Source organism: Mesorhizobium sp. M7A.F.Ca.US.005.03.1.1, from assembly GCF_003997975.1.
Taxonomy (GTDB): domain Bacteria; phylum Pseudomonadota; class Alphaproteobacteria; order Rhizobiales; family Rhizobiaceae; genus Mesorhizobium; species Mesorhizobium ciceri.
This window is the reverse complement of the sequence record NZ_RZRO01000045.1, coordinates 39,627-49,515: the sequence shown is the minus strand read 5'-3', so window position 1 is coordinate 49,515 and position 9,889 is coordinate 39,627. Positions and strand designations below refer to the sequence as shown.

Genomic DNA, 9,889 nt, shown 5'->3' with positions numbered 1-9,889 from the left:
CCGCCGACGCCGTCGTCGTCGCCGAGCCGGAACCCGCTGAATACGTCAAGATTTGCGACGTCTACGGCGCTGGCTACTTCTACATCCCCGGCACCGAGACCTGCCTGCGCATCGGCGGCTATGTCCGTTACGATATCGGCGTGGGCGATCACGGCACCAACGATGGCGTCAACAACGTTCCGGACCGTATGAACGACGACGAGCACGACACCTACTACAAGCAGGCTCGCTTCACGCTGAAGACCTGGACCGGCCAGGAGACCGAACTCGGCACGTTGAAGACCTACACCGAAACCCGCTTCAACTTCGGCAACAACACCGGCGACTACACCGATGAGTTTGCCGGCGACTGGCAGGCTCACAACAAGGGTACCACGCTGAATTTCGCCTGGATCCAGCTCGGCGGCTTGCGCGTCGGTAAAGACGAATCGGCCTTCGATACGTTCATCGGCTATGCCGGCAACGTCATCCAGGATACGATCGTTCCCTACGGCGGCTTCGACACCAATGTCATCCAGTACTACTTCGACGCCGGCAATGGCTTCTCGGCAGTGGTCTCGCTGGAAGAAGGTTATGGCGACTACTCGATCGACAGCTATGTTCCGCATGTTGTCGGCGGCGTGAAGTGGACGCAGGGCTGGGGCGCCATCACCGGCGTTGTCTCGTATGACAGCAACTACGAAGAAGTTGCCGGCAAGGTTCGCCTGGACGTGAACGTCTCCAACGAACTGTCGCTGTGGGTCATGGGTGGCTACGGCTCCGACGACAACCTCGGCGATGATCCGCTGGTCGGAGCTGGCGGTCGCGGCATGTACAAGCAGTGGGGCGGCAACTGGGCGGTGTGGGGCGGTGGCACCTACAAGTTCAACGAGAAGACCTCGTTCAACGCTCAGGTCTCGTATGATGACTGGAAGAACCTCGGCATTGCGGCGAACGTCGCTTATGACGTCGTTCCGGGCTTCACGGTCACGGCCGAAGTCGACTACCAGAACGTCGGCAGTGACGACCTTAACAAGGGTTGGTTCGGCGCTGACAAGAAGAGCAACATCGGCGGCATTCTCCGCTTCCAGCGCTCGTTCTAAGGGCTGGTTCCTTACAGGTGAAATTCAGCCCGGGCGTGCAAGCGCCCGGGCTGTTTTCGTTTCGCGACTGGATCAAGGCAAACAGAAGGATGGGGGTAACGGTAGCTGAATAAATCCGTGGAGTGGTTTCGTGGGATCTGCTGATGGGCGGATGGAAATCACAACCGCGTGATTAAAATCTCTTGAAAGGACGCTTCCAAGCGGGTAGGGCTGACCTATCCCACTCGGGGGTGTGGCAAATGATGACGAACGAAGCGATTCAAGAGGGCGAGTCCTCTGATCATTTTTCGATGTTTTCTTCTCAAAGTCCGAAGATTCGATACATCTATAACAAGATTAGAGAAGTAAAGTCGCATCGGGTCAGAGATCTTTTTTCAGCATATCGTGACATATTATGGGATGATGGGCGGCATAAGTATAATGTCAGCTCTTTCATCGGCGAAATAGACGAGATCCTCCTTGGGGAGCGTTTCAGCGCCTTTGACCAAAGTACCCTCGACAACCTTATCGGCACCTTGCGCCAGCGCGGCAACAGCAACGCAACCATCAATCGAAAGATGGCTGCCCTCAGCAAACTGCTGCGCAAGGCTCACAAGATGGGAGATATCCACAGCCTGCCCGAGTTCCGCCGCCAGAAGGAGCGGGCGGGTCGGATTCGGTTCCTCGAAAGGGACGAAGAGGCGCGCCTGTTCGCCGCCATCAAGAGCCGCAGCGAGGATGCCTACAGGCTTTCCGTTTTCCTGGTCGACACCGGATGCCGTCTCGGCGAGGCGCTTGGGCTGATCTGGAACGATATCCAGGAGCATCGCGTCTCCTTCTGGATCACCAAATCCGGCCGCAGCCGCACCATTCCGATGACCGAGCGGGTCAAAGAGGTCATCAAGCTGCCTCCCACTGAGGGCCGCCGGCCCAAAGGACCGTTCACCAAGCTCAGCCAGGCACAGTTCCGTGCCATCTGGAACGACGCGAAGGCCGAAGTCGGCCTCGGTGCCGACGATCAGGTGGTGCCGCATATACTGCGCCATACCTGCGCCTCGCGTCTGGTCCAGGGCGGCATCGACATCAGGCGCGTGCAGATGTGGCTCGGCCACCAAACGCTGTCGATGACGATGCGCTACGCGCATCTGGCCACCAACGATCTCGATGGCTGTGTCATCGTGCTGGAAACGCCTCGATCGACTCAGCCGGGCGGTAATTGCGCTGAAGGCTCCATGTTTTCTTCGCCGGTGACGACGCCTTCGTCGCCGACGGCAGAGCGGAAAAAGAGGGACGAGGCAGCCGCCGCCGCTAAGGAGTCGCCGAAAGCGACTCGGAAAAGTTCAAAAGCCAAGTAGGCTGAAGAAACTTGCCTATACTATCATAGCTATCCCGTGACCATGTTCGGTCATGGGATTTACTTCAGGATATTCTTCCGCTCGGCCTGATCGAGAAAAGCGCCTATGTCGCCCGGTAGGCTGCCGGTCTCGAGGAACGGCGCATGGCCCTGGCCCTCGACGGTGATCGTCTCCATCATGAAATGGCGCTCTTTCATCTGCTTGAGCGTGTCTATCGACAGCAATCTCGAATTGGCACCACGTATGGCGAGCAACGGGATGGCGGCCAACGCCTCGAATTGCGGCCATAGATCAGGCAGCTTCTGCGTCAGATCGAGACTGGCAACGGTATCCACCAGCTTCGGATCGAAATCCGGCACCAGCCCACCATCCGTTTCGCGGTAGAGAGCCCATACCATCCGATCCCAATCGGCGCCGGCAAGAGCGGGGAAGTCTTCGCCATGCACGCTGCGCTGGGCGGCCGCCGCCTGTGTGCGGGTTTTCGGTGCCGGGTCGCGCTCGAGATAAGACTGGATATGGGCAAGTCCGGCCGTCTCGATCACCGGTCCGATGTCGTTGAAAACAATGGCTTTCAGGACGGATGGCCGCATCGTCCCGAGCACATGGATGATCAATCCCCCGCGCGAGGTGCCGATGAAGGCCGCTTCTCCGATGTTCAGCGCCGCCAGCCCGGCGAGAATGTCGCCGGCCTCCACGCCGACATTGTAATTTTTGACGTCGGGATCATAAGCCGACTGCCCGCGCCCGCGGTAGTCGAAGGCGATGACCTTTCGTGGAGTTGCCGCATGCGTCGACAGATAGAGCGCCAGCTCGTGAAAATCCCTGGCATTGCGGGTCAGGCCAGGCAGGCAGACAACCGGCCAGGGTCCGGAATTGGCCTCGCCATAGACGCGCGCATGGAGTTTTAACCCGTCCGGTGCGCTGTAGAAGAAGTCGGAAAAAAGCTGCTCGCTTGCCATCGGAATGTGCGACCTCGCTGTATCAATCTGGACAGCTACAGGCGAGGGCAGGGATGGTCAATAAAAGGCGCTTTTGCCTTCTCCCACAAGTGGAGAAGGACAGAAAGGCTCAACTCCGCCCGTTCACCAGATCCCCGACAATGTCGTATTTGCCGGAAATACGCATCTTGTAGACCTCGTAATTCTCCATCACGCGCTGAACGTAACTTCTTGTTTCTGTGTAGGGAATCCGCTCGATCCAGTCGACGACCGCGTCGATGTCCTTGCCGCGCGGGTCGCCATATCTGGCCACCCACTGGCTGGCCCGGTTGGGGCCAGCATTGTAGCCGGCGAAGGTCAGCACGTAAGAGCCGTTGAAGCGGTCGAGCTGTTCGCCGAGGAAGGCCGAACCAAGCGTCGCGTTGTAGCCGGCATCGGTGGTCAGCCGTATTTGCGAAAACTGCAGCCCGGCCTTCTTCGCCAATTGCCTTGCGGTTCCCGGCATCAGCTGCAGCAGCCCGCGCGCGCCGGCGCTGGACACGGCGCCGATGTTGAATTCGCTTTCCTGGCGGGCGATCGCATAGGCCAGCGCCTTGCCCGAGCCGGAAATGTCAGCCGAATCGGGAATGACGCCGAGCGGATGCGACAATGCGCCGACATCGATGCCGCGTGCCCCGGCGATCTTGCCGATTTTCAGCGCCATAAAATGGTTCCCTTGCTTTTCGGCAAGGACAGCGAGCAGCGCCAGTTCGCCTGGACTGGTCAACTGCCCGGCAAGGTCGCGATAGAGCGTCTCGGCATAGCGATCGTAGCCCGCCTCCTGCAGCCGCTTGATGGCGCTGACGGCCTCGCGGCCGGCAAAGTTCTGCCGGTCGGCGGCGCTTGGCGAGGGATAGACGATGTTGAGCGCCTGCCGGCCGACACGTTCGGCGGCAAGCTGGCCGTAGAATGTCGTGCCGTAGGCAGCGGCGCGCGCAAAATAATCCCTGGCGTTGCCCGGGCCGCCGACTTCGGCGGCACGGCCGAGCCAGTAATACGCGCGCGACAGCGTCATCGGCCCTTGGGCAAGGTCGGCGATGCGAGCGAAATGCGTTGCGGCAAGCTTGGGGTCGTTCAGGCCGCGCAACGCGTACCAGCCGGCATGGAATTCGGCGTCGGCCGCATTGGTGGCACTTTCGGCAGCGTGTGTGGCGACGATCTTGTACGCGGCCTTCATGTCGCCCTGGTCGACCAGTTCACGCGACAGCACCCGGCGCTCGACCCACCAGGCATCCGGATCGACCAGAGCTTCGCGATCGGTCGGTGCCTGCATCACAATGGCTGCAGCGCCGGCAAAATCCTCCTGCTTGCGCAAATATTCGGCCTGCGCGAAGAAGTAGCCGGCCGAACGTTGCATTGCCGGCACGGCCTTCAGCAGCTTGGGCGCGTTCTTGTCGCCTTTGTCGGCCGCCGCCCATGCATCGGCGAGCTGCTGGGCGCCGGCGAGGCCGGCGACGCGCAGCGCGGAATTCGCGCGGTCGGCATAGAACATGCGCTCCATGCGAAAGCGGTGGTCTGCGGCCGGGATCAGGCTGCCGAATTCCTTGATCAGCGCCGCCTCGTCCCTGGCCTCCAGGATCGCGGTGCGCCAGAAGGGCGACAGCACGGAACGCGCCGCCTTGGTATTGCTGGACGCCACATAGGCGCGGGCGAGAACCATCACGCCTTCGAATGTCTGCGGCTGGCTGCCATCGAACGCCCTGATGACGATGTCGGGGGCAGGGTTCTCTCGATAGAGCGCGCGCTCGCTGTTCTTGCGAAGGGCTACGGTCCCCGGCCAGTTGGGCAGCATCTTGGCCGCAGCAGTGATATCATCGCTCGGAACCTTGTCGCCGCCATAAAGCGCGATCGCCCAGGCAAGGATATGCTGGTCGAGCGACTGCGCCGGAAGGGCATCGCGCACGCCACGAGCGCGGGGACTATCACCCTGCGCCAACGCATCCAGTCCGCTTTTCAAAGGGGCGACGTCGGGCAAGGGCGCCTGTCGCGTTCTGTCCTGCAGGTCTGGCAGCGCAATTGCCGCGCCTGGAATCGGAATGGCTGAGGTGACCCGTGCGTCCACGCTGCCGCTGATCGCCATGCCCGGCATCAGCGCGAGCGCGGCGCCAAGCAGCGCGAGAAGGTGAGGCCGACCGCCCGGCATGATCCTTAAATCTTTCCTTGTCCTGGCATTCCACAAGCTGGCGAAGATGCCTCGAAGCCTAAACTTAGGTCGTGAAGAGCCCGTAAACAAAGAGTTAGCGAGGCCGTTCGAATTGCGCTTGCTGGCACCATGGCAATGCTTGCCGCGCAACCATGTCGAGACTATGGTGCGCCGCTTCGCTTTCGGTTAGAAGGCGCGACCACAAACACCGACACAAAACACCAGAAGTGCCAAGGAGTTGGACGATATGCTGAGAGGCTCGCTTACTGCGCTCGTGACACCGTTCGAAAAGAGCGGGCGTTTCGACGAGAAAGCCTTTCGCGCATTCGTCGAATGGCAACTCGCGGAGGGCACGACGGGCCTGGTGCCGGTCGGCACCACCGGCGAGTCGCCGACACTGTCGCATGACGAGCACCGCCAGGTCGTCAAGGTATGCATCGAGGTGGCCAAGGGACGAGTTCCGGTCGTCGCCGGCGCTGGTTCCAACAACACCGAGGAAGCCGTCGGGCTCGTGCAGTATGCCGAGAAGGCCGGCGCCGATGCCGCCCTGGTCGTCACGCCTTATTATAACAGGCCGACGCAGCGCGGCCTGTATGAGCACTTCGCGGCGGTCGCCAGGGCGACCAAGCTGCCGATCATCATCTACAACATCCCGCCGCGCTCGGTCATCGACATGATGCCGGACACGATGGGCCGGCTCGTGCACGACTTCAAGAATATCGTCGGTGTCAAGGATGCCACCGGCAAGGTCGAACGGGTTTCCGAGCAGCGTGCCACGTGCGGCAAGGATTTCATCCAGCTTTCGGGCGAAGATGCTTCGGCGCTTGGATTCAACGCGCATGGCGGCGTCGGCTGTATTTCGGTGACGTCGAACGTCGCGCCGCGGCTGTGCGCCGAATTCCAGGAGGCAACGCTTGCCGGCGACAGCGCCAAGGCGCTGGATCTGCAGGATCGCCTGCTGCCGCTGCACAAGGCGATCTTCATCGAGCCTGGCGTTTCCGGCGCCAAATACGCGCTGTCGAAGCTAGGCAAGGTCGAAAACGTGCTGCGCTCGCCGCTGGTGACGATCGAACAGTCGACTGCCGACAAGATCGATGCGGCTATGAAGCACGCCGGCTTGATTAATTAGGGATGAGGCGCCACCTCTCCGCATCATGAATCAAGTCAGAAAAGCCGATCCCAACAACAAGACCGTTTCGGAAAACCGCAAGGCGCGGTTTTCCTATGAGGTGCTCGACACGGTCGAGGCCGGTCTGGTGCTGACCGGCACCGAGGTCAAGTCGCTGCGCCAGGGCCAGGCCAACATCCAGGACAGCTACGCCTCGGTCGAAGGCGGCGAGATCTGGCTGATCAACTCCTATCTGCCGGAATATCTGCAGGCCAACCGCTTCAACCACGAGCCGCGCCGCCGCCGCAAGCTGCTGCTCAACAAGCGCGAAATGGCGAAACTGTCGCAAAGCGTCGACCGCGAAGGCATGACGCTGGTACCGCTGAAAATCTATTTCAACGACCAGGGCCGCGCCAAGCTGCTGCTCGCCGTCGGTCGCGGCAAGAAACTGCACGACAAACGCGAGAGCGAGAAGCAGCGCGACTGGTCGCGCGAGAAGGGCCGGCTGTTAAAAGAGCGTGGGTAGGCTGGGGCCATTCGCTTGAAGAACCGGATTGTCCTCTTTGGTCTGGCCAGTCTGGTCTTGGTATGTTTCGTCGCAGCAGGCGGCTACATCTATTTCAGGGCATTCTCGCCGGACCGCGACAAATATCCGCTCAGGGGCATCGACGTTTCCCATCATCAGGGCCGGATTGACTGGCCGCGTGTCGCCGCCGACGATGTCGCCTTCGCAGTCATCAAGGCGACCGAAGGCGGCGATCATGTCGACGATGCCTTCGCGAGGAATCTGGAAGAGGCCCGCGCCGCCGGTCTCGCCGTCGGCGCCTATCACTTTTTCACCTTTTGCCGACCTGGCGCCGACCAGGCGAAGAATTTCATCTCGGTTGTGCCGCACGACCAGCCGCTGCTGCCGCCGGTCGTCGACATCGAATTCGGCGGCAACTGCCCGCAGCGGCCGACGCCCGAACAATTGAACGCCGAACTGGCCGCGTTCCTCGCTCTAGTCGAGGCGACGTTCGGCAAGCCTGCGATCGTCTATCTGACCGATGAGGCAGCGCAGACCTATGCAGGGCGCATTGCTGCCCGTCCGCTCTGGCTCCGCTCGTTGCTCCTGGAGCCGGACCGCGACGACTGGGTCTACTGGCAGTACCACAACAGGGGTCGCGTCGACGGCATCAATGGCGATGTCGATATGAACGTGCTGAAGGGTGGGCCGGCGGTGCTGGCTGCACTGTTTGCGCCATCAAGCTGATCCGCTGGCGCCCGACTCTATTTCCGCAGGAACGCCGCTATCTGGCTGAAAACGCTAACGAACATCGCTTCGGTCAGCACACCGGTGTTGGTGTTGTAGCGCGAGCAATGATAGCTCGAAAACAGCGTGATGCTGCCGGCCGGCAGCTGCCCGCCATGCTTGAACGGATAGGCGGCGACGCGCCCGCCCAGCGCCCGCACCGTCGACTGATGCGCGATCGATCCCAGTGCCAGCACGGCGCGCAGATTCGGGAACCTGGCGATCGTCGGCACCAGGAATGTCCGGCAGGTGGCAATCTCAGCGCCCACCGGCTTGTTCTCCGGCGGCACGCAGCGCACCGCGTTGGTGATCGCGGTGCCGACCAGCTCCAATCCGTCATCTGGCCGCGCCTTGAACTCTCCGCGCGCAAAACCGTGCGAAATCATCGTCGAGTAGAGCAGGTCGCCGGCATAGTCGCCGGTGAACGGGCGGCCCGTTCGATTGGCACCGCGCAGGCCAGGCGCCAGCCCGACGATCAGCAACTGAACCGCCGCGTCACCCTCGGGTGGTAAAAAAGTCGGCACCGGCGCATTGAACCAGGACGGCTCGCGCTGCCGCCACTCGGCGATGAAGTCATGCAGCCTTGGGCAGAGCGGGCAATCGCGGCCGGGTTCGGAGGCGGAAAGCACGGTCAAGGCGACCGGCCTCAATAATCGTCCTCGTCGACTTCGGCCGGCTCGGGCCTGCGCACCGGGCGCTCGGACGGGTCACGGCCAACCTCGTTCTTCAGCGTCGTCAGGTCGATGAAATGGTCGGCCTGGCGGCGCAGATCGTCGGAGATCATCGGCGGCTGCGAGGCCATGGTCGAGACGATCGATACCTTGCGGCCACGCCGCTGCAATGCCTCGACCAATGTGCGGAAATCGCCGTCGCCGGAAAAGATGACGTAGTGGTCGACGACATCGGCGAGTTCCAGCGCATCGACGGTGAGCTCGATGTCCATATTGCCCTTGATCTTGCGGCGGCCGGTCGAGTCGGTGAATTCCTTGGCCGGCTTGGTGACCACCTTGAAGCCATTATAGTCGAGCCAGTCGATCAGTGGACGGATCGAGGAGTATTCCTGATCCTCGACCAGCGCCGTGTAATAATAGGCGCGCAGCAGATAGCCGCGCTTCTGGAAGCTCGACAGAAGCTTGCGGTAGTCGATGTCGAAGCCGAGCGCGCGCGACGTCGCGTAGAGATTGGCGCCGTCGATGAATAGGGCGATTTTTTCACGAGGGTCGAACATGGAAAATATTCCTTCTCGAAATAAACACCCGTCTAAACCAAATGCGATAGCGTTCGGTCAGGCTCATAATAAACCGGCTGACCTCTATGCCATCCGAGATAGCGCCAGTTTCGCGGCAATCCAAGGGCGCGTGCGGCACTGCAAGCAATTGTGATCGGGACACCGAACACATAGCACAGACTGGTTTTGCCAAATCGGGTGTTTGAACCAAGGTTTGGGCGCCATGCAACCCAGCCATTGCCATGATGCTTGTATTTTGGCGGCGTTCGGGTTATGGACCGCGCCTGTTTTCCATCAAATCCATCGCATGAAAGGGGCAATCCATGGCCCGCGTAACCGTTGAAGATTGCATCGACAAGGTCGACAACCGCTTCGAGTTGGTGCTCCTTGCCGGCCATCGTGCCCGGCAGATCAGCCAGGGCGCGCCGATCACAGTGCCGCGTGACAACGACAAGAATCCGGTTGTGGCGCTGCGCGAGATCGCCGATGAGACGCTGTCGCCCGACGACCTCAAGGAAGATCTGATCCATTCGCTGCAGAAGCATGTCGAGGTCGACGAGCCCGAGGCCGATGGCGAGGCGATTGCCGATCAGACCGGCACCGCCGTTGCCGCCACCGACGCCGACGACGCCGAGGAGAACATCACCTTCGACCGGATGACCGAGGAAGACCTCCTGGCCGGCATCGAGGGCCTGGTGCCGCCGGAAAAGAGCGACGACTACTAAG

General features: G+C 61.2%; 10 protein-coding genes. 6 read left to right on the top strand and 4 right to left on the bottom strand.

From position 1 onward, the window contains the following. Both EN990_RS19225 and EN990_RS19220 read left to right on the top strand, forming a co-directional pair. A partial coding sequence (locus EN990_RS19225; RefSeq protein WP_164766124.1) for a porin occupies nucleotides 1-1,082 on the top strand: 1,082 nt, incomplete at its 5' end. Nucleotides 1,083-1,321: 239 nt separating this feature from the next. Next, nucleotides 1,322-2,416 carry a site-specific integrase gene (locus tag EN990_RS19220; RefSeq protein ID WP_127369706.1) on the top strand — a complete coding sequence of 365 codons (1,095 nt, stop codon included), beginning with the start codon at nucleotides 1,322-1,324 and terminating at the stop codon, nucleotides 2,414-2,416. A 59-nt stretch (nucleotides 2,417-2,475) separates the two neighbouring features. On the opposite strand, the gene EN990_RS19215 is transcribed toward EN990_RS19220, so the two are convergent. Together EN990_RS19215 and EN990_RS19210 are read right to left on the bottom strand one after the other, a co-directional pair. Next, nucleotides 2,476-3,375, bottom strand: coding sequence for an alpha/beta hydrolase (locus EN990_RS19215; RefSeq protein ID WP_064993116.1), 900 nt, complete (start codon nucleotides 3,373-3,375; stop codon nucleotides 2,476-2,478). Between the two features lie 109 nt (nucleotides 3,376-3,484). Beyond that, on the bottom strand, nucleotides 3,485-5,536 hold the full coding sequence (locus EN990_RS19210) for a lytic transglycosylase domain-containing protein (RefSeq protein ID WP_127385668.1): 2,052 nt from the start codon (nucleotides 5,534-5,536) through the stop codon (nucleotides 3,485-3,487). Nucleotides 5,537-5,783: 247 nt separating this feature from the next. On the opposite strand from EN990_RS19210, the gene dapA reads away from it, so the two are divergent. From dapA to EN990_RS19195, 3 genes are read left to right on the top strand one after another with little or no spacing between them, the layout of a single operon-like run. Then, nucleotides 5,784-6,665 carry a 4-hydroxy-tetrahydrodipicolinate synthase gene (gene dapA / locus EN990_RS19205; RefSeq protein ID WP_013532595.1) on the top strand — a complete coding sequence of 294 codons (882 nt, stop codon included), beginning with the start codon at nucleotides 5,784-5,786 and terminating at the stop codon, nucleotides 6,663-6,665. 25 nt (nucleotides 6,666-6,690) lie between these two features. Further along, nucleotides 6,691-7,170 (top strand): SsrA-binding protein SmpB, encoded by a 480-nt coding sequence (gene smpB, locus EN990_RS19200; RefSeq protein ID WP_013532594.1) that lies wholly within the window; start codon nucleotides 6,691-6,693, stop codon nucleotides 7,168-7,170. Nucleotides 7,171-7,185: 15 nt separating this feature from the next. Further along, the gene (locus tag EN990_RS19195) at nucleotides 7,186-7,896 is read left to right on the top strand and encodes a GH25 family lysozyme (RefSeq protein ID WP_127388349.1); all 711 of its coding nucleotides are present in this window, start codon (nucleotides 7,186-7,188) and stop codon (nucleotides 7,894-7,896) included. A 17-nt stretch (nucleotides 7,897-7,913) separates the two neighbouring features. Here EN990_RS19195 and EN990_RS19190 read toward each other — a convergent pair whose 3' ends face one another. Continuing rightward, nucleotides 7,914-8,570: a uracil-DNA glycosylase gene (locus tag EN990_RS19190; protein ID WP_024503072.1), complete on the bottom strand. Its 657-nt coding sequence runs from the start codon at nucleotides 8,568-8,570 to the stop codon at nucleotides 7,914-7,916. Between the two features lie 11 nt (nucleotides 8,571-8,581). Then, the gene (locus EN990_RS19185) at nucleotides 8,582-9,163 is read right to left on the bottom strand and encodes an NYN domain-containing protein (RefSeq protein WP_010915096.1); all 582 of its coding nucleotides are present in this window, start codon (nucleotides 9,161-9,163) and stop codon (nucleotides 8,582-8,584) included. 323 nt (nucleotides 9,164-9,486) lie between these two features. Between EN990_RS19185 and rpoZ the strand changes: the two genes are divergently transcribed. Beyond that, nucleotides 9,487-9,888: a DNA-directed RNA polymerase subunit omega gene (gene rpoZ, locus EN990_RS19180; RefSeq protein ID WP_013532591.1), complete on the top strand. Its 402-nt coding sequence runs from the start codon at nucleotides 9,487-9,489 to the stop codon at nucleotides 9,886-9,888. Nucleotide 9,889: the final 1 nt, after the last annotated feature.

Coding starts and splice junctions, on each gene's coding strand:
- EN990_RS19220 (WP_127369706.1), top strand. CDS start 1,322: ATGATGACGAACGAAGCGATTCAAGAGGGCGAGTCCTCTGATCATTTT.
- EN990_RS19215 (WP_064993116.1), bottom strand. CDS start 3,375: ATGGCAAGCGAGCAGCTTTTTTCCGACTTCTTCTACAGCGCACCGGAC.
- EN990_RS19210 (WP_127385668.1), bottom strand. CDS start 5,536: ATGCCGGGCGGTCGGCCTCACCTTCTCGCGCTGCTTGGCGCCGCGCTC.
- dapA (WP_013532595.1), top strand. CDS start 5,784: ATGCTGAGAGGCTCGCTTACTGCGCTCGTGACACCGTTCGAAAAGAGC.
- smpB (WP_013532594.1), top strand. CDS start 6,691: ATGAATCAAGTCAGAAAAGCCGATCCCAACAACAAGACCGTTTCGGAA.
- EN990_RS19185 (WP_010915096.1), bottom strand. CDS start 9,163: ATGTTCGACCCTCGTGAAAAAATCGCCCTATTCATCGACGGCGCCAAT.
- rpoZ (WP_013532591.1), top strand. CDS start 9,487: ATGGCCCGCGTAACCGTTGAAGATTGCATCGACAAGGTCGACAACCGC.